We start from the raw sequence: 18,427 nt of genomic DNA, 5'->3' as shown, positions 1-18,427 counted from the left end.
GCTTCCTGCGACCTTGCGGACGCGCCACGCTCAGTGTTGCGCTGTCGCGGATTCCCTACTCGACGCTTACTGATTGCCCGACCGATCACGACGATCCCAAAGAGTTGGTCACGGTGGTATGGCGGCCTGGACGGCACGCACGGGTATGCCGACTGGCTCCGCGCCCACCCCATGCCATGAATTGGCGAGCACGCCGTGTTCGGATGCTACGAGGAAGACCATGGCGGGATGCGCTGTCATCGATGCGACCATACCTTGCCGAGGGTTGCTAACGGTCAGTGAAGACCCTTGGTGGCTGCGAGCGCTCGCAGCGGCATGAGCGTGCGCCTGATCAAAGCACCCGCATGCCGTCGTGCTTGTCCAGCGGTACGAGCGCACGGGACCGGTAGGAGCGCGCACCGTTCCGGCGACACTTCGGCCATTGATTGTCGCGGCTACGATCGGGTCGTGCACCGGCCACGAACTGCCCCGGCGAAGGTCGTGGTGCTGCTCGGCCTGTAGCTGGTGGCCTTTCTCGCGGCCACCGTAACGCCCTATGGTTCAACGTATCGCCCGGATTTCGGTGACCAAATTCGCTCGGTGTTGAGGTGGCCGGCGGTCTTCGTCTCCTGCCGGACGATTCGGTCGGGTTTTGGCGGCGCGGGCCAGAATTGCAGCAAGTAGTCTTCGTCCGGTTCGTCCGAGCCTTCGTCGCTGAAGTCCATGCCGCGCGCGTGGTATCTGACGCGGTAGTGCTGGTGTTCGAGGTCCAGTGGCCACCGTGCTTCTGCTGCCCATTGCATGAGTTGGACGGTTGATGTTTGAGGGTGGAACGGGACTTCGACGATGTCTTCCCAGACGTCTTCGATCGGCGGTTCGGTGTCGTGCCGCTCAACGCGGATTGCGGCGGGGCCGCTGCCTTTGCCCGTCGTGATGTATAGGAGGCCTGGTGTTGCCGCGCCACACATGCCGTTGCGTTGTCCGGCGTAGGCATCGATGGCGTCGATAGCAATGATGTCGGGTTCCCGGCTCTCGACATAAAGCTGCTGGTAGTGGATCTGCACGGTGCCGTCGAAGAGTACAAGCATGTTCGGATTATGACAGTTTGCGTAGGCTTGGGTGGCCGTGTCGTCGCCCCAATGTGCTGTAAGGATGCCACGCGGAGCAGACGGTTACGCCTCAGCGACTTTGCTTCCGACCAGCGGAGCACGTATCCAGCCACAAGTGCTACTACGCTCCAGAGCAGAGTCCCGGTAAAGATAGCCGAGTAGAGTCGATCATAATTCAATGAGTCGTAGCTGTAGGGTGCTCGCCGCCAATAGGTCCAGCATGATTAGAACGAACCGATCCCGTCGGCGGTCCATTTGCCGAGCAGGCAGGATTGCTTGCTCTACCACGCTACGCACTTGCTCGTGCAGCGGAGAGGCGCTCGCTGTTTGCGCCATTTCTTTCTCAATTTGTTGATACTCTTCAAAGTCTGCCGTAATACTACGCGCAAGACTTTGCAGTCGTTCCGAAAGATGGACACGGCGTGCTTCCGCTGGGAGATCTCGCTCAATCTGCGCTCGCAGCTCCGCGACTAGCGCGGTTGACTGCACCGCCTCGACCCTAGCGCGCTCGGCATTCAGTTGATTTCCAATAATTTCAAACAGTCGTTGCTGCTCGCGCCGAGTTCGGCGATCTTGAACCCAAAATACAACCTGCACAATTCCGACGACCAATCCGACAACAACACCGGCAGCAACTACAATTTGCCACCAATCTAGTCCACTCCCAGGAGGCGCTGAGGCGGGGTTCGGACTGGGTGTTGGTTCATATCGAACCAACATCGCCGGAAGTTTGGCGAAAGATTGCATCTTCTCTCCGCTGATGAAACGATGGTGAGATGGTGTCAAGACGGCCACAAGAGCTACGGACCCAGCAGGCTCTGGGCTGGGTCCATAGTTAATGGGACGGAAATCCTAGACCCTACGTCTAATCGACAGAATGATTTCGAGCGACGGGCACCTATCGTTCTAGGAGTTAGGTCGGACCCATTCGTCCGATGGGTCGATATTCACCGACGGTCGGCCAGGGAAGATCAATTGTCCGGTATGCGTGTGTCCGCTCATCGGCATTATGCAGGTAATCCTTGTCAAGTTGATCTAGAGATCGGGTTGGTGGGGTTCGGTGAGGGTGTCAGGGGCGCCGCCGAGGAGGAGGGCGAATTTGGCAAGGTCGGCTTTGAGCCGGTCGATGTGGTAGGCGGGGTGGCCGACGAACTGGTGCAGCGAGGCGTTGAGCAGGTGGTAGTCACTGGTGAGCCAGGTGTTGATGAACTCGAGGAGTTCGGCGAGTTCGGCGGTGTGGTTGTGGGTGACGGTGATGTCGGGCATGGGTTGGTTGGCCTCTCGGTGCCGTGGTCAGGATGCTTGGTCGTCGAGGCGGGTCAGGAGTTGGTTGAACAGGTTCGCGCGGTGGGTTTGGTGGTGTTCGGCGGCGTGGTCGTGTTGGCGTTGCAGGGTCGGCCGGAACTCGATGCTGGTTTGGAAGTAGGTGCAGGTTTCGCAGATGGCTTCGAAGGCGCAGTCGAGTTCGGGTGGGCGGGTGCAGTAGCCGTTGCCGAGGAGGCGGTGGTGTTCGCGGCGGAGCCGGGCCATGCGCGGGCCGATGGTGTCGGCCGGTAGGGGTTTGCCTTGCTGGTAAAGGGATTCGACTTTCTCGGTGACGGCGAAGTATTCGTCGGCGACGGTGCGGTTGGCGATTTTGGCGTAGCGCAGGGTCATGTCGAGGCTGCGGTGGCCGAGCAGGGCGGCGATGGCTTCGAGGGTCATGCCGCGATTGATGGCCTGGGTGGCCAGGGTGTGCCGCAGCTGGTGCGGATGGATGTGCGACAGACCGGCGGTGGTGCCGGCCTTGTTGATCAGGCGGGTGACGGTGTGCCGGTCCAGTGCGGCACCGCTCTCTCGGGGCAGTAGCAGGGGGTTGTCCGGTGCGACGTGGGCGGTGCGGTATTCGTCGATGAGGGTGACCAGGTGCGGGTGCAGGGGTAGGTAGCGGTCTTCGTGGAGTTTGCCGACCGGGACGTGCAGCCAGTGCGCAGCACCGATGAGCATGACCGCGTCGGCGCGCAGCGCGGTGAACTCACCGACGCGTAAACCAGTGCGCAGTAACACTTCCACCACGACCCGGGTGAGCATCCTGGGATCGTTGCGGGCCGCGCGGAGCAGCTTCGCCGCGGCCGGGTCGTCGAGGGCTTTGGGCAGGGGATGGTCCTGGCGGGGCAGATCGGCGGGAATGATCGGCACCCGGGCCGGCGCTTCGGGCCAGTCCCAGTCACTGATCCGCACGAAGAACATCCGCAGCGTGCCGAGCCGGTGCGCAAGCGTCGCCGGGGTAACCCGGGTGCTGCGCTGGCCGGGCCGGGCGGCCAGCCAGGTGCGGAAGTCCTCGATATGGTGGCGACGGATGTCGGCGATGAACCGGACTTCCGGCGCCTGCTCGGCGAGAAACGCGGCCAGCGAGCGCAGGGCAAGATCGGCGCCGCCGACACTGCCCGGGCGCAGGATGGCGGTCAGCTGCAGCAGATAGCGTCGCATCGGCGCGGCAATGTCCGGGGCGGACGCGGCGAGTTGATCCCAGCCGGGCAGCCGGAGCACGCCGGTCACGAATAGTCTCCGTCCACAACAGACACACGTTGGTCTGTTCCTGCACCATGATGAGGGCCGCGGAACGCCGGCAGCTCGCCGGGCAGCAGTGCACCAGACAGCAGTTGCGCGTCGATGGCTTCGGCTGCGCGCCGGTACTGCGACGCCAGCCAGTCGTCGGCCAGGTGCAGGTAGATACGCGTCGACTCGATCGAGGCATGCCCGGTCTGGGCCTGCACTGCTTCGAGGGCCATCCCGGCCTCCCGCAGCCGGGGCAGGCAGGTATGCCGCAGCTGGTGACACGTGGCCTGACCCAGCCCGGCCCGGACACGGGCGGAGTCGAGGATCTGATCCACGCCCGCCGGCGACAGCGGCCGGCCCCGCCGCTGGCCCTTGAGGACCACAAACAGACGATCGGTATTCGCCTCCAGCGGCCGTTCACGATCCAAATATGCCGCGACCGAGGCGAAAAACCGGCCGGAGACCGGAATCTGCCGCTGATGACCGCCCTTCCCTGCAGCGATGAACACCCGTCGCGCCGCCACGTGCAGATCCTGCAGCCGCAGTCCAAGAACCTCGCAGCGACGCAGCCCGCCCAGCACCATTGCCTCGACCATCGCCCGGTCCCGGTGCGTCCGCAGCGCCGCCAGCAGCGCATCAACCTGACCCGGCTCCAGAATCCGCGGCAACGTGCGCGGCGTGCGGACCAGCGGCACGCCCTGCCGCGGGCGTTGCTGTTCCCGCCGGGTCGGCAGCCCCCGCGGCACCGGGTTCACCGCGACATCACCGCGCACATGCAGGAACGCGAACAGCCCCGACACACTCGACAGCCGCCGCCGGACCGTCCGGGCCGAAACGCCGCCCTTCCCGCCGGCTATCTGCAGCCGCCGCGCCGGGCCGCCGGCATACTGCGCCGTGACGAACGCCAGCACGTCCGCCGCGACGACCCGCCGCGGCGGCTTACCAACCACGGCGAAGAACACCTTCAGGTCATACGCGACCGCCGCCACCGTATTCGACCGCGACCGCACCGCCAGAAACTCCAGATACGTATCCAGCACCGCCACACCGAACCGCACGACAAGATCGCCCGCAGCGTCCCGTGACCGAACCAGGCGCAGAGCACTCCACGACATACAGGAACCCCTCTACCGACCTATCGGCACAAACCAGCCGAAGATGAAGGAGAATTACCTGCATATCAAGCATGAGCGTGCATCCGTTGCGCCTGTTGGCTGCTGCTGGATGTGACCCTCCATCGGATGTCAACGGTCGGGCGGTCGAGTCTCATTGGCTCGTGGGCAGCAGGCTGGGGCGCTCCTCCAGATGCCGAACCACCTGTTGGTCCCGTCGTTCGGAGCGTGTCGGACGACGGCGTTCTCGTCGCGGTTGGCGTCGGAGTCGTGCGGCAAGCCCGCGTACCCGATGCAGCCGAGCACGCTTGACAAGCCCACAAGAAATCGATGTGCACAGAACCGAGGCCGGGCGTAGCGTCGATGACCATGAACCGGATTCGCTGTGTGGGGTACTGCGGGTCGAACGGCAGGTACGCCGCGCCGGTCCGCACTATGGCCAGGAGCCCGATCGGCCGGGGCCGGCCACGCTCCGCGCACCGGCCGATCACGTGCCCGGGCCCGACACCGCGCTCGGCCCGGCGGCTTGCCAAGCGCCGCGCTGCCGCGTGGACCTGCTCCTGCGGCAACTGGACGGCGCTGCTGATGTCCGCCGGCTCGGTCGCCGTGGCCACCTCGGCCGGCGACTGCGTCAAGGTCGTCGCCGGTCCGGCCGCCGGGCCGCTGCGGTCGGCCGAGGTCTCCAACTCCGGCTGGTGGACCGGGCCGGTCTCCAACTCCGGTTGGTGGGCCGCGGCGGACGGCCGGCGGGCCACCTCGTTCGGGAGCTGACGGCACGACGACCGCGCTGACGCATCGCACACGGCACATGGCGGCTTGCGCTGCGTGGTGCGTCAAGCGTCGTGCTGCGTGGGTGGTTACGCGGCGGACGTCATCCGAGCTGGCGCAGGATGGACGGGTCGGTGATCTTGTGGTCGTCGGCCAGCAGGAGGGCCTTGGACAGGACGACGGACAGCATCTCGTCGCCCTCGAAAGGTAGGAAGCGCACGCCCGCCGGCTTGGGCCTCGACGAGGGGACGATGCACAGGTAGCGGTCGTTCGGGGACATGAGGATGTTGCCGCTGCCGATGTGGATGCGGTACGTGTGGCGCCGGCCGTCGACGACCAGGTAGTTGCCGTCCAGCCGGGCCCTGTCGCGGATCTTCAGCTTCGGCAGCAGGTGCTCGATGACCTGGCGGCGGACCTGGCCGTTGGCGGTCAGCACGCCGAAGGCGAAGCGTTGCCAGTATTCGAACCGGTCGTCCTCGGGGCCGCGGTCGGCCCAGGTCGGGTCGGTGGCGATCGAGGTGACGCCCACGAACAGGTCGACGTCGCGCATGGCCTCGCTGAAGACCCGGCGCGGTACGTCGGCCAGGGGGACCTCCTCGCGGGTGCGGGCGCGGCCGCGTTCGAAGCGGACCCGGTCGGTCGTGCAGTACTCGACGGTGTCGCCGCGGTTGCCGTCGCCCGCCTGCTCGTGGTGGAAGACGGCGGTCAGGGCGGCCGCCGGGAACTCGCGCTTCGCCTCGCCGCTGTAGCCGCCGTCCCAGCCGCCGAGGTAGTTGCCGCCCCAGCGGCGCTGCTTCATGAGCGCGTACGCCTGGTGGTAGCGCAGGACGTGGGCGGCGAACCGGTTGGAGTAGCCGGCGGTCTCCTCCTCGGCCGGGGTCAGCACGTAGATCTCGCGGAACGCCTGCTTGAACGGCTGCGGCAGCTCCACGGCGAGGATGTGCTCGCGCCAGGCCCGCACCTGCGCGGGGTCGGCGTCGACCGGGTGCCACAGCCGCACCGTCGCCGCGTCGCCCGCCTCGATCGGGCCGTCGTGCGTGGCCGGCAGGACGGTCCGCCGGTGCCCGCCGTCCTGCACCGTCCACAGGAGACGTTCGGCGAGCGGTGCCGTGACGGGCTGCTCGAGGTACCGCCGCCGCCAGATGGGAAACGTCCACTCGCGGTCCTCGGCGAGCAGGTCCTCCAGGCGCTCCTTCTCGCCGGCGAGGGCCTTCTTCAGCTCGGTGGTGGCGCCGCGGACCTCGGCGGTGAGCGCCGCGTCCGTGCCGGGCGGCGGCTTCGTCGTGCGCGTGCCGGCCTGCTCCCACGTCACGCGGACCCGAGCCCGCCCGTCGACGGCGAGCACGGCGGTCACGCCGCCGGACGACATGCGCCGCTCCCGCCGCCCGTCGAGGCCGCAGTCGGGGATGGTCAGCTCGGTGAGCTCGCCGCGGCTCACGCCGGCGGTGGTGGCGGCCTCGTCGAGGGCGGCGGCGATCTGCTTGAGCTTGCCGCGGTGGCGGGTGCCGCGCTGCAGCCGGACCAGTGCGGCGATCGCGTCGGCGTCGGCCCGGCGGCCCAGGACCGCGTAGCACGCGTTGAGCGCCTTGGGCTCGCCGAGCGTCGGGGCCAGCGCGAGCGCCAGCGGGACCAGCCAGGGCGCTCCGCCCACCTGCGCCGACCAGAGCAGCCCGCGCACCAGGCCGGCGCTGTCCGGCCCGACGCGGACCGGGTAGTGGCTGCCGTAGGCCCGCGTCAGCGCCGGGGGGCACGTGTGGGCGAGCTCGAGGAGGTCGTGCACGAGGGCGAGCAGGCCGGGCCGGCCGTCGAGCAGCGCAGCCGCCCCGCCCAGCCACGCCCTGGTCGGGCGCGGGCCGGACGCGAGGGCCTGCGCATGGTCGAGGAGGTCCCGGACGGCCTCCGGGTCGGCGCCGGCCGCGGCCCGGCCCAGGAGGTCGACGGCGGCGCGGCTCCAGCCGTCCTCGACGTGCATGCGGCCGAGCCAGACGTTGGGGGAGCCGTCCGCGGACTCGGCGAGGGCGGTCAGCCGGGAGTGCAGCCGCACCCGCTCGCCGGCCTCGCTGTAGGTGGGCTCGTCGACCCGCTGCCGGGCCGCCCGGATGCGCCCGGCGAGGCCTCGGCGCTCGGCCGGGTCGAGCGTCTCGGCGGCGCTGGCCGCGACCCGCAGGACCGTCACGACGGAGTACGGCGTGGCCTGCAGGCCGAGGTCGAACAGCCGGGCGACCTCGGCCGCGGACCAGGCGGGCCGCCGGGTCGCCAGCGCCGGCAGGAGACGGCCGTCGTCCATGTACCAGTTGTCGGCCGCCGCCGCCCGCTCGGCGAGGTGGATCGTGGCCCAGCGGACCTGCTCGTCGCTCAGGCCGGGCACCACGGTGCGCCGGAAGTGCTCGGCGTCCTGCGGGCCCACCAGGCGGGTGTCCGGCAGGTCGAAGGCGGTCATCCGCCGACCAGCGGCACGAGGCGGACGAACGCGACCCGCGACGCCTCGTCGAGGGTAAGCGGCGCGTCGAGGTCCTCGACCTGCCGGTCACCGACGAGGACGAAGAACGCGTTGCGGCCGAACGCGGCCACGGCGGCGCCGGCCGGCGGCTCCCAGTCGACCCGCTCGGCGGCGGAGGCGGCCTGGGCGTTGTGCCGGGCGACCTCCTCCCGGACCCGCAGCCGGATCAGCTCACGCAGCGTCAGCGCGGCCGGCAGGTCCAGCTCCAGCGAGCCGAGGACCCGGCCCGTCGCCGTCTCGTCGTGGATGGTCATGAGCACAGCCGGGAGCGTACGCCGGCGACCGCCGCCCGGCTGTCCCCCGGATCGCCGGTGTCGGCGGCCGGCGGCGGGCGCTGGCGGCGCCGGGGTCAGGCCGCCGGGGCCCGGCCGATGCCGACGTGGGTGAGGGACTCGGAGATCTCCCACACCCGGCGGGCGTCGTCCTCGCTGCGCAGCGGGGCGTAGACGGGCTGCTCGACCGGGGCGCCGGCGAGGTGCTGGAAGCCGCCCGGGCCGTACATGCGGCCACCGTGCGCCTGCGGTGCGGTGGCGGCGTACAGGGCCGGGAGCGCGGCGCTGTCGGGGGTGCCGACCAGGATGCCCCGGCTGCCGAGGGCCTGGATGAGCCGGCCGCCGATGGTGGCCTGCGGGCGGCCCAGGCCCGGCTGCGCCTTGAGCAGGTTGGTGGCGGCGACGCCGGGATGCGCGATGTTGCTGGTGATACCCCAGTGCTCGGCGGTACTTCTCCGCTGCAGCTCGAGCCCGAAGAGCCCGAGTGCGATCTTCGACTGGACGTAGGCCTTCATCCCGTCGTAGGAGCGCTCCCACTGCAGGTCGTCCCAGTTGATGGTGCCCTGCCGCGCGGCGATGCTGAGCTGCGCGGTGACCCGCGCGCGGCCGGCCCGCAGCAGGGGCAGCAGGTGCCCGACGAGGGCGAAGTGGCCCAGGTGGTTGGTGCCGAACTGCAGCTCGAACCCGTCGGCGGTGCGCCGGCGCCCCGGCGGGGTCATGACGCCGGCGTTGTTGACCAGGATGTGGATCGGGCGGTTCTCGGCGCGCAGCACGGTCCCGAGCGCGGCGACCGAGTCGAGCGAGGCCAGGTCCAGCTCGCGCAGTGAGACGACGGCCCGGGGGTACGACCGCCGGATCCCGGCGATCGCGGCTTCGCCCTTGCCCGGATCGCGCACCGGGAGGATCACCTCGGCGCCGGCGGCCGCGAGGTGGGTGGCCAGGCCGAGGCCGACGCCGTCGCTCGCGCCGGTGACCACGGCCAGGCGGCCGGAGAGGTCGGGAACGGTGATGTCGCTGGCTTTGCGTGTCATGCCCTCACTGTGGGCCGGTCACGCGCGGTTATCCACGGCCTCTCGATCCCAGGCTGCGCCGCGGCGCCGATGGTAAGAACGAGACATGATCGATCGAGCCGGGCTGGCGGGATTCCTGCGCCACCGCCGCGAGTCGCTGCAGCCGGAGGACGTGGGGCTGCCGCGCGGGCAGCGGCGCCGGACCAGCGGGCTGCGCCGCGAAGAGGTGGCGACGCTGTGTCACATCTCCGCCGACTACTACAGCCGGCTGGAGCGCGAGCGCGGGCCGCACCCGTCCGAGCAGATGATCGCGTCGATCGCGCAGGGGCTGCACCTGTCCCGCGACGAGCGCGACCACCTGTTCCGCCTCGCCGGGCACCAGCCGCCGACGAAGGGCCCGGGCAGCGAGCACATCAGCCCCGGCGTGCTGCGCATCCTGGACCGGCTCACCGACACGCCGGCCGAGGTGGTGACCGAGCTCGGCGAGACGCTGCGGCAGACGGCGCTGGGCGTCGCGCTCACCGGTGACCTGACGAGGTACACGGGCCCCGCCCGCAGCATCGGCTACCGCTGGTTCACCGACCCGTCCTACCGCGCCCGGTACCACCCCGACGACCACGCCCTGCACTCGCGGGTCTTCGCCTCCGGGCTGCGGGCGGTGGTGACGCTGCGCGGGCCGGACTCGTGGGCCGCGCACCTGCACCGGCTGCTGATGGCGGGCAGCGCCGAGTTCCGGGCGGTGTGGGACGAGCACGAGATCGGCGTCGGCTACAGCCACACCAAGCGCTTCATCCACCCCGAGGTCGGGCTGCTCGAGGTGGCCTGCCAGGCGCTGCAGGACCCGGACCAGGCGCACTCCCTGCTGGTGTACACGGCCGTCCCCGGCAGCGAGAGCCACGAGAAGCTGCAGCTGCTCTCGGTCATCGCCGCCCCGTGAGCCCCGCCTCGGCCCGCGCCGCCTCGTGGGGATCGCCGGCCCGGCGGGCCAGGTCGAGCGCGGTGCGGTACCGATGCCGCGCCCTGTCGTTGCGGCCCAGCGCCTGCAGGGCGTCGCCGAGGCCGTTGAGCGCCTCGATGTGCAGGCCGCGCTCGCCGGTCTCCCGGCTGATGGCGAGCGCCTGCTCGAACCCGGCGGCCGCCTCCGCCGGGCGGCCCAGCCGCAGCAGCGCGGCGCTGAGGGCGGCCAGCGCGCTGCCCTCGCCGCCCCGGTCGCGCACGGACCGGCAGGCCGCGAGCGCCCGCCGCAGCTGGTCCAGGGCCTCCTCGTGCCGGCCGACGAGGCTCTCCAGCGCGCCGAGGTTGCCCAGCGCGTAGCCCTCGAGGCGGGCGTCGCCGAGCTCGGCGAACCGGGTCGCCGCGGCCCGCAGGTGGCGGCGGGCCAGGCCGTAGTGGCCGAGGCGGCGGTGCAGGCCGCCGAGGTTGAGCAGCTGCGAGCCCTCGCCGTGGCGGTCGCCGATGAGCCGGTATTCGGCAAGCGCCGCGACCAGGCATGCGCGGGCCTGCGCGCAGTCGCCGAGGCGCTCGTGGGCCAGGCCCAGCCGCGCGCGGGCCCGGGCCCGGCCGGCCCGGTCCCCGCTGCGCTCGTGCCAGGCCAGTGCGCGCTCGAACCAGTCGCGGGCGCGGGCGTGCTCGCCGAGCCACCAATAGGTGCCGGCCAGGTTGGCCATGACCTGCGCGGCGCCCTCCCGGCCGGCCAGGGCCGCGTGCACCGCGGCGCCGTGCACGGCGAGGGCGTCGTGGCCGTGGCCGCCGACCTCGAAGTAACGCCACAGCGCCCGCGACAGCCCGATGGCGTGCTCGGTGCGCAGCCCGGCCAGCGCGACGAGGTTGGCCCGCTCCCGGTCCAGAGTGCGGCGGGCCGCGTCGGCGCCGCCGGGAGCCGGGCGGCCCGCGACGTCGTGCGGGAAGAGCGCGGCCCCCGCGGCCGTGGCCAGGGCCAGGTAGTGCTCGAGGAGCCGGGTCAGCGCGGCCCGCTGCTCCCCGGCGGGCAGCGTCTCGGCCGCGTAGGCGCGCAGCAGGTCGTGCATCGCGTAGCGGTCGGCGCCGGTCCGGGTCACCAGGTGCGCGCGGACCAGGGCGGCGAGCGCCGCGGGGTCGCCGGCCGCCGCGCCGTCGAGGTCGGGGCCCGGGTGCAGGCCGAACCGGGCGAACACGTGCCGCTCGCGCGGGCCCAGATGCCGGTAGGACCAGGAGAACACCGTCCGCACGGCGGTCCGCGGGTCGCCGGTGTCGAAGCCGCCGAGGTCGTCGAGCTCGGCGGCGATGCGCAGGGCCAGCGGCAGCCCCGCGCACCGGCTGACGATCGCGGCGACGTCGGCCTCCTCGCCCAGCAGCGTGCGCAGCAGCCGGGTCGCGGCGGCCGGGCCGAGCGGCTCCAGGCGGACCCGGCGGGCACCCTCGCGCACGACCAGGCCGGTGAGGTCGTCGCGGCTGGTGACGACGGCGGTGCAGGTGGCGGTGCCGGGCAGCAGCGGGCGGACGTGGTCGGCGCCGGAGGCGTTGTCGAGCACCACGAGCAGACGGCGGCCGGCGACGAGGGTGCGGTACAGCGCGGCCCGCTCGGCCTCGGCCCGCGGCACGTCGCCGCCGTCGACGCCGAGGGCGCGCAGGAAGCCGCCGAGCGCCTCCGCGGCCGCGACGGGCCGCTGCCTGTCGAAGCCGCGCAGGTCGACGTAGAGCTGCCCGTCGGGGAACCGGGCGGCCGCGCGGTGGGCCCAGCGCACGGCCAGCGCGGTCTTGCCGACACCGGCGGTGCCGACGACGGCCGTGAGCGCTGTCCCGTCGAGCGCGGCCAGCTCCTCCTCGCGGCCGACGAAGCCCGCACCGTCGAGCGGGAGCTGCCGCGGGGTCGCCGCCCGCGGCCGGGCGGCCCGGCCGTCGGCGATCCGGTCCCGGGCCGTGGCGAACGCGCCCTGCTCGGCGGGCGTCGCGCCGAGCAGGCGCACGAGGGTGTCGAGGCGGTCGGTCGGCGGCAGGACCCGGCCGGAGAAGTACCCGCCGATGACGCCGTGGGACCAGCCGGTCGCGGCGGCCAGCTCGCGGTAGGTCAGCTCACCGGTGTGCCCGCGCCGGGCGTGCCGCCGCCGCAGCTCGCGCAGCGCCCGCCCCAGGTCGCCGAGAGTCTCGATGGCGGGAGGCTAACCGGCACCGCCCCGGGCGGGCTACCGGCCGGACGGGCCGCAGGGCACCCCGTTGAGCCTGATGTCGGTGGGCAGCGTGAAAGGTACAGCCGAGCCGGAGAAGCCGACGTTCGCCGCGACCCCGGGGTTGAGCGAGACGAACCAGGGCGCGGGCGTGATGGTGCCCGTGGAGCCCGCGCGGGTGAGGGTGCCGCCGAAGACCATGCCGGCCGTCGCCGTCGCGGGGAGCTCGAACGTGACGGACCAGCCGGTGAACGGGGCCGTGGCGTTGTTGCGCACGGTCACGACGGTCAGGAACTGGGGTGCGAACGGGATGACCTGGGCCGTGCAGGTCGGCGCCGGGGTGGGGTCGGCGGCGGCCGGGGCGGCGGTGGCGAACGCTGACGCCGGGGCGAGCGCGAGGAGCGCGGCGAGGGCTTTGAGCTTCATGGCGGCATCGTGGCCGATCGCCGCCGGCTGCGCCCCGGATCCCGGACGGCGTCGGACAGCGTCGGACACCCGGCCGCGGCCGGCTCGGCGGTGCGGCGGCGTTGCGGCCGGGGGCGGCGGTGCCGCGGCGGCCGGGGTCACGGGCGCTCCAGGCCGCTCGCGACGGCGTCGTCGGCCGCGTCGATGGAGTAGACCTCGGCCCCTTGGACCAGGACGCGCAGGGTGTTGTCGGGGGCCGGGCGGACGGCCAGGATCCGGGCCGCGTCGACGTAGCGGTAGGCGGTCAGCCGGGTGTGGGCGGCCGGGAGGGTGTCCTGGTCGAGGGTGAAGTCGTGCGGCGGGGTGCCGGGCTTCGGATACAGCGCCGCCACGACCGCCGCGCCCGCCGGTGACCAGCCCAGCAGGCGGACCGCGGCCAGGCCGTCGAGCTCGGGCAGGGCCGGGCCGGCCGCGGCGGCGCCGTCGGGCCAGCGGGCGTAGCTGAGCCGCCAGCGGGAGTCGTGGCGGCCGAGCAGGGTCAGGGCGGTGTCGTCGGGGGTCCAGGCGCCCTTGCCGGCCAGGTGGGTGCCCGGTGGGACGGTGAACCGGGCGAGCCGGTCGCCGGTGATGTCGGCGACCATGATCTCGTTGCCCGACTGGTACGCCCACCGGCTGTTGTGGTGCGCGAACGCCACGTTCCAGCCGTCGGCCGCGCCGTGCGGGTTCAGGTCGGCGACCGGGCGGTGCTCGCCCGTGGCCGGGTCGACCAGGTGGAGGGTGGCGCCGGTGAACTCGTTGCCGGAGGGGTGGGTCCGGTAGGCGATGACGGCCAGCCACCGGCCGTCCGGGGACCACGCCTGCGGGGTCCGGGTGCCGGGGCCGAGGTCGGGCAGGTCGGTGGCGGTGCCGGTGCGCAGGTCGCTGACCCGGCCCTCGCCGGCCAGGCGGGTGCCATCGGGGGACAGGACGGCCTGCTCGCCCGCGTAGAGGGGGGCGCGGTTGTCCACGACGCCGTAGTCGCCGCGGCCGGCGCCGACGACCGCTGTGACGTTCGCGCTCGCGCCCTGCCACCAGGTGCCGGCCCCGAAGGCGACGCTCGCCGGGCCGCCGAGGGGGCCGGTCCCGGGCGGCGGTGCACCGATCCGGGCGGGCAGGCTCGGACCGGCCGGCGGCGGGACGGCCGGGACCGGGGCCGTGCGGTGCAGCCACAGCGGCAGGGCCAGGCCGGCCGCGGCGACGAGCGCGATCGCCAGCGCCGCGGCGGTGCGCCGGTGCCGGCGGGCTCGGCGGGCCCGGGCGAGCGACCCGCGGTACAACTCGTAGGTCTCGGCTCGTCGGGCCTGCTCCCGCATCGCCTCGCGCAGCCGGGCCGTCATCGCAGGCCTCCAGTGATCCGGACGTCGTCGACGAGATGGGGGGCGACCGCGCGCAGCCGGGCCAGGCCGTCGTGCGCGTGCCGTTTGACAGTGCCGACCGAGCAGCCGAGCAGGTCGGCCGCCTGGGCCTCGGTGAGGTCCTCGTAGAAGCGCAGCACCAGCACCGCCCGCTGCTTCGGCGTCACCAGCGCGAGCGCCCGGTCCAGGCTCAGCCGCAGGGCCGCCGCCGCGTAGGGGTCGGTCCCGGGCCGGTCCGGGGGTGTCGCCGCCAGGTGCTCGGGCACCCGACGCCGGCGCCACCAGGACATCTGCAGGTTGTACATGACGCGCCGGACGTACGCCTCGGGGTCGCCGCCCTCGATGCGCCGCCAGTGCCGCAGGACCCGGGCCAGCGCGGACTGCACCAGGTCCTCGGCGGCGTGGTGGTCGCCGGTCAGGAGGAAGGCCGCCCGCGACAGTGCGGCGCCGCGCGCGTCCGCGAAGTCCCTGAAGCCGGGGTACCGCTCGTCGTTCACACCATCCAGAACGTCACCCCGGCCCCCGATGGTTGAGGCCGGTTCACTCGAAGGCGCCGGGATCGGGCCCGGCGCCCGTGGCGGCGCGGGCCCGGTGGCTCAGGGGGTGCACGTACTGCTCGGCCGCCGCCGCGTCCGCGCCCGGGGTGACGCCCTTGTCGATGCACGGCGAGCCGGCGGCCAGGTGGTAGTCGAGGCCGGCGCGGTCGGCGAAGCGGGGGTCGGCCGCGGTGCAGTTGCCGGACGTGCTCGCGCCGCCCTGGCTCACGAGCGTGCCGCCGCCGGCCAGGATGTTGTTCTGCACGACGACGGGTGCCGTGATGCCGGAGCCCACCATGATCGCGGTGCCCCGGCCCAGGTCGTTGACGATGGTGTTGAAGGCGACGGTCAGGCGGGAGCCGGGGTTGGGGGAGCCCTCCTCGCCGTAGGCGATGATGTTCGGGTTCTGGCTGCCCTTGCCCTGCTGCACGACGTTGCCGACGATGCGGCTCCGCCCGCCGTCGGGCAGGTCGATCTCGTAGCTGCCGGAGCCGTTCTCGCCGGTGATGCGGTTGTACAGGATGTCGTTGACGAGCGCCCGGGACTTCACGAGGTGGCCGACCCTGGCGTCGTGGGACCAGCTGTAGCGCATGGTGAAGCTGCGCACGTGGCCGAGGTACAGGTTGTGCGTGTACCCGTCCCCGGCGCCGTTGCGGGCCAGCTCCGTCGACTCCACGACGATGTCGCTCGCCGCGTTGTCGCCGGCCAGGATGCCGTTCTGGTTGTCGTGCAGGAAGCTTCGCCGCAGCGTCAGCCCGGCACCCTCCTGGCGGATCGCCGCCCCGTTGCCGTCGGGCACCGTGGCCCCGCTGAGCTCGACGTTGTCGACGGTCGTGCGCTTGCCGGCGATGACCCAGGTGCCCTTGCCCTGGCTGTTCTTCCCGGCGGCATCGACGTGGGCCCGGCCGTTGAACCCGACGATCATAAGACCGTCGGTGCTCCAGCCGCACACGTCGCCGGCGTAGCCGCCATTGCCCTTGGCGTCGATCTGGACGGTGTCGCCGGCCTTGGCCGCGGCGATCGCCTGGCACGGGGTGCGGTAGGCGTGGCCGGGCCCGACCACCAGCACCGCGCCGCCGGGGTTGCGGGGCACGGCGGCCGGGGCGCTCGACGCCGGTGCGGCGGCGGAGACGCTGCCGAGGCCCGCGCCGGCCTCCGCGGCCGGGCCGGCTGACGATCGCTGCGCCGGGACGGTGCCGACCTGGCCCGTACTGCCACAGGCCGCCAGCGCGAGCAGGACAGCGCCGGTGAGCAGGGCGTGTCGTAAACCCGAGATCACCCGTGGACGGTACAACACCCGCTCTTTACAACGATGAATACAACGTTGTAGAAAGTGAGGCATGCGCATCCTGAGCTTGATCGCGCTCCTCGTCGGTGCCGTCCTGATCCCGCTGCCCGCCGGCGCGGCCGCGCGCCCGGCGCCCTATACGAACCCGGTGTCCGCCCCCGCCGCTGACACGTTCGCCGACCCGTCGGTGGTGCGCGGCGCCGACGGCGTCTGGTACGCGTTCGGCACCAGCGACCCCCTGAAGGCCGGGGAGACCACCCCGCACCTGATCCCGATCCTGCGCTCCACCGACCTGTTCCACTGGGCGTACGCCGGTGACGCCCTCACCAGCCGCCCCGCCTGGGCCGAGCCCGCCGCCGGGATCTGGGCGCCCGACATCCGCCGCGTCGGCGAGCACTACCTGCTGTACTACACCGTCACCGACACCACCCTGAACCCCGGCGACGACTCGGCCATCGGCGTCGCGACCGCGCCCACGCCGCTCGGCCCGTGGACCGACAGCGGCCGCCCGGTCGTCGCACCGCGCCCCGCACCCGGCGGCGGGTTCCTCTGGACGTTCGACCCGGCGCTGCTCAGCGACGCTCAGGGCCGGCTGTGGCTGTACTACGGCTCCTACTTCGGCGGCATCTTCACCGCCCCGCTGACCGCCGACGGCCTCACCGTCGCCGGCGCCGCCACCCAGGTCGCGATCGACAACCGCTACGAGGGCGCCTACGTGGTGCGCCGCGACGGCTGGTACTACCTGTTCGGCTCGGCCGCGAACTGCTGCGCCGGCCCGACCACCGGCTACAGCGTCTTCGCCGGCCGCTCCCGCAACCCCACCGGGCCGTTCGTGGACCGCGACGGCGTGTCGCTGCTGGACTCCCGGGTCGGCGGCACGCCGGTCATCCAGCCCGACGGCGACCGCTGGGTCGGCACCGGCCACAACGCGGTCGTCACCGACGGCACCGGCCAGGACTGGCTGGTGTACCACGCGATCGACCGCAATGCCCCGTACCTGAACGAGCCGTACGGCATCAACCGCCGCCCGATGCTCATCGACCGCCTCGAGTGGCCGGGCGGCTGGCCGAGCGTCCGCACCGCCCCGGCCCCGCACTCCGGCCGCCTGGACCGCGCCGCCTCCGACGAGTTCGACGGCGGCCTGGGCCGGGGCTGGACCTGGGTGCGCCCGGACGACGCGGCAGCGGTCGGCGGCGGTGCGCTGCGCTGGCCGACCGAGGCCGCCGATCTCACCGGCCCGGCCAACACCGCGGGGGTACTGCTCCGGCGCGCCACCCCCGAGGGCGACTACATCGTCGAGACGAAACTGACCATCGACCTCGGCGTCGACACCGTCCGCAACTACGAGCAGGCGGGCCTGATCGCGTACCGCGGCGACGACGACTTCGCCCGCCTGAGCCACGTCGCGATCTGGAACACCCGCCAGATCGAGTTCGGCCGCGAGCTGCCCTACGCCGGGCGCCTCTCCTACGGCGGCATCGTCGAAGGGCCGCCCGCGGCGACGACCTGGCTGCGCCTGGCCCACACCACCGTGCACGGCGAGCACCACTTCCGGGCCGGCTGGAGCCGCGACGGCGTGCACTGGAGCTGGGGCGGCACCTGGACCTTCCCGCCGGGCCCGGCGCCGCGCATCGGCCTGATCGCGCACGGCGGCAACGACCCCCGGGCGACGGCCGTCTTCGACTACTTCCGGGTGTACCGCACCCGGTGACGCGTGAGGGACCCGGTCACGGCGCCCATGCCGCCGTGGCCGGGCCTGACTACGCTGGTGAGGTGACCCGACGTGTGCCTGCCGTGTGCTCGCTCCTGATCGTGGCGGTCGCGGCCGCCGGCTGTGGTGGCGCGCCGCGGCACCCCAAGCCGACCCCGCACCGCACCACCCCACCGGCGAGGACGCCGGCCGCGCGGCCCACCGCCGGGCCGCCTGTCGCGTTCGGGCAGTCGGCCCGGCTGGTCGACACCGTCAGCGCGACGGTCTACGAGTTTCGCCTGCCCAGCGTGGCCGGCGGGCCGAACGCCGGGCCGGCCGGCTACACGTGGGCCTCCGCCGACGTCCAGGTCTGCACCCTCGACTCGGCGAAGCAGAACGTCACCGTCGACTGGAAGACGTGGAGCCTGCACTACGCCGACAACTCGCTCGCCGCCGCGGCCGAGACCAACAACGACGCCTTCCCGCGCCCGCAGTACCCGTTCACCTCCCGCTCCCTGCCCGCCGGGACCTGCGTCCGCGGCTGGATCACGTTCCCGGCCCCGGCCGACAAGCGCCCGACCACCGTCGACTACACCCCGCACGGGGCCGTGGCGAGCTGGACGGTGCCGGCCGCGCCCGCGTCGGCGGGGCCGTCCGCCTCGTAGCCCCCTCCAAACCGGCAC

General features: G+C 72.5%; 17 protein-coding genes. 3 read left to right on the top strand and 14 right to left on the bottom strand.

Going from position 1 to position 18,427, the window contains the following annotated elements:
• Positions 1-533: 533 nt before the first annotated feature.
• From Dvina_RS30425 to Dvina_RS30385, 9 genes are all read right to left on the bottom strand, one after another.
• Positions 534-1,067: a hypothetical protein gene (locus Dvina_RS30425; protein WP_223092755.1), complete on the bottom strand. Its 534-nt coding sequence runs from the start codon at positions 1,065-1,067 to the stop codon at positions 534-536.
• A 189-nt stretch (positions 1,068-1,256) separates the two neighbouring features.
• Positions 1,257-1,835, bottom strand: coding sequence for a hypothetical protein (locus tag Dvina_RS30420; protein WP_223092754.1), 579 nt, complete (start codon positions 1,833-1,835; stop codon positions 1,257-1,259).
• Between the two features lie 288 nt (positions 1,836-2,123).
• Complete coding sequence (locus Dvina_RS30415; RefSeq protein ID WP_223092753.1) at positions 2,124-2,354, bottom strand: hypothetical protein; 231 nt, start codon at positions 2,352-2,354, stop codon at positions 2,124-2,126.
• Between the two features lie 27 nt (positions 2,355-2,381).
• A complete protein-coding gene (locus tag Dvina_RS30410; RefSeq protein ID WP_223092752.1) occupies positions 2,382-3,626 on the bottom strand; it encodes a tyrosine-type recombinase/integrase in 1,245 nt (414 codons plus the stop codon).
• Entirely contained in the window at positions 3,623-4,684 is a 1,062-nt protein-coding gene (locus Dvina_RS30405; RefSeq protein WP_223092751.1) for a tyrosine-type recombinase/integrase, read from the bottom strand. Before Dvina_RS30405 ends, Dvina_RS30410 begins: the two co-directional genes overlap by 4 nt.
• Positions 4,685-4,806: 122 nt before the next feature.
• Complete coding sequence (locus tag Dvina_RS55785; RefSeq protein WP_380030612.1) at positions 4,807-5,352, bottom strand: AMP-binding protein; 546 nt, start codon at positions 5,350-5,352, stop codon at positions 4,807-4,809.
• A 257-nt stretch (positions 5,353-5,609) separates the two neighbouring features.
• The gene (locus Dvina_RS30395; RefSeq protein WP_223092749.1) at positions 5,610-7,946 is read right to left on the bottom strand and encodes a DUF4132 domain-containing protein; all 2,337 of its coding nucleotides are present in this window, start codon (positions 7,944-7,946) and stop codon (positions 5,610-5,612) included.
• A complete protein-coding gene (locus Dvina_RS30390; protein ID WP_223105799.1) occupies positions 7,943-8,260 on the bottom strand; it encodes a hypothetical protein in 318 nt (105 codons plus the stop codon). Before Dvina_RS30390 ends, Dvina_RS30395 begins: the two co-directional genes overlap by 4 nt.
• A gap of 95 nt (positions 8,261-8,355) precedes the next feature.
• Positions 8,356-9,309 carry an SDR family oxidoreductase gene (locus tag Dvina_RS30385; RefSeq protein ID WP_223092748.1) on the bottom strand — a complete coding sequence of 318 codons (954 nt, stop codon included), beginning with the start codon at positions 9,307-9,309 and terminating at the stop codon, positions 8,356-8,358.
• Positions 9,310-9,394: 85 nt separating this feature from the next.
• Between Dvina_RS30385 and Dvina_RS30380 the strand changes: the two genes are divergently transcribed.
• Positions 9,395-10,225, top strand: a complete 831-nt coding sequence (locus Dvina_RS30380) for a helix-turn-helix transcriptional regulator (protein ID WP_223092747.1) — start codon at positions 9,395-9,397, stop codon at positions 10,223-10,225.
• On the opposite strand, the gene Dvina_RS30375 is transcribed toward Dvina_RS30380, so the two are convergent.
• The 5 genes from Dvina_RS30375 to Dvina_RS30355 form a co-directional block, all read right to left on the bottom strand.
• The gene (locus Dvina_RS30375; protein WP_223092746.1) at positions 10,209-12,233 is read right to left on the bottom strand and encodes an ATP-binding protein; all 2,025 of its coding nucleotides are present in this window, start codon (positions 12,231-12,233) and stop codon (positions 10,209-10,211) included. The genes Dvina_RS30380 and Dvina_RS30375 overlap by 17 nt on opposite strands.
• A gap of 216 nt (positions 12,234-12,449) precedes the next feature.
• Positions 12,450-12,857 (bottom strand): cellulose binding domain-containing protein, encoded by a 408-nt coding sequence (locus tag Dvina_RS30370; protein ID WP_223092745.1) that lies wholly within the window; start codon positions 12,855-12,857, stop codon positions 12,450-12,452.
• A 137-nt stretch (positions 12,858-12,994) separates the two neighbouring features.
• Entirely contained in the window at positions 12,995-14,212 is a 1,218-nt protein-coding gene (locus Dvina_RS30365) for a TolB family protein (RefSeq protein WP_223092744.1), read from the bottom strand.
• Positions 14,209-14,727, bottom strand: coding sequence for a SigE family RNA polymerase sigma factor (locus Dvina_RS30360; RefSeq protein ID WP_223092743.1), 519 nt, complete (start codon positions 14,725-14,727; stop codon positions 14,209-14,211). The genes Dvina_RS30365 and Dvina_RS30360 overlap by 4 nt, the downstream gene beginning before the upstream one ends.
• 43 nt (positions 14,728-14,770) lie before the next feature.
• Complete coding sequence (locus tag Dvina_RS30355) at positions 14,771-16,045, bottom strand: right-handed parallel beta-helix repeat-containing protein (protein WP_223092742.1); 1,275 nt, start codon at positions 16,043-16,045, stop codon at positions 14,771-14,773.
• Positions 16,046-16,106: 61 nt separating this feature from the next.
• Between Dvina_RS30355 and Dvina_RS30350 the strand changes: the two genes are divergently transcribed.
• Positions 16,107-17,765, top strand: a complete 1,659-nt coding sequence (locus Dvina_RS30350) for a family 43 glycosylhydrolase (RefSeq protein WP_223092741.1) — start codon at positions 16,107-16,109, stop codon at positions 17,763-17,765.
• A 62-nt stretch (positions 17,766-17,827) separates the two neighbouring features.
• Entirely contained in the window at positions 17,828-18,409 is a 582-nt protein-coding gene (locus Dvina_RS30345; protein ID WP_223092740.1) for a hypothetical protein, read from the top strand.
• Positions 18,410-18,427 lie beyond the last annotated feature (18 nt).

Origin of the sequence: Dactylosporangium vinaceum, from assembly GCF_019904175.1 — a bacterium.
GTDB lineage: Bacteria > Actinomycetota > Actinomycetes > Mycobacteriales > Micromonosporaceae > Dactylosporangium > Dactylosporangium vinaceum.
Note: the sequence above shows the minus strand (reverse complement) of the source record. Positions and strands in the feature narration are given on the sequence as shown.